Origin of the sequence: Vibrio sp. 1562 (assembly GCF_033340155.1) — a bacterium.
Taxonomy (GTDB): Bacteria; Pseudomonadota; Gammaproteobacteria; order Enterobacterales; family Vibrionaceae; genus Vibrio; species Vibrio alginolyticus.
Map to the genome: position 1 here is coordinate 1 of NZ_JAWOVY010000802.1, position 511 is coordinate 511.

The 511-nt window shown below is 43.2% G+C and carries 1 protein-coding gene; it reads right to left on the reverse strand.

The genetic code is table 11. From position 1 onward, the window contains the following. Window positions 1–511: UTRA domain-containing protein (locus R7Z49_RS27755; protein WP_318112873.1), on the reverse strand; the 511-nt coding region annotated here is incomplete at both ends.

Below are 511 nucleotides of genomic sequence, written 5' to 3' on the forward strand. Positions count from 1 at the left end.
CAATCGCGCTCAACGGACAGTTATTAGATAGGTATTGATTAGGAGTAATTTGGGTGAAGTCTTGGTTAAGGTAACTCGGGGCGTACTGGCTGTTTACCCAACGCAGTTCTAACTGAATAGGTGTGCTGTCTTCATAGTGAATGATCTCACTGTAAAACACCGTTGTACCAAGCATTACACCAAGTTTTATTGCGATGCTATCATCCGCTTTTATCGCGACTTGTTGAACTACTTTACTGCTGTATAGGCGTCCTCGGTCACTAACTTCTTCCGCTATATTGCGAATATCTAGTAATGGGGATTCTGATTTCTCACTAGGGTCACAAACGAACGTTCCCAACCTTGGGCGACGCTGTAGTTTTCCTTCATTCACCAAATCTCGTATCGCTTTGTTTACTGTCATTCGGCTTACACCAAACTGTTCAGTCAGCTCGATTTCAGTCGCAATGCGCTGTCCGACCATCCAATCTCCGGAATCAATTTTATCGAGGATAAATTGTTTGATTTGCAT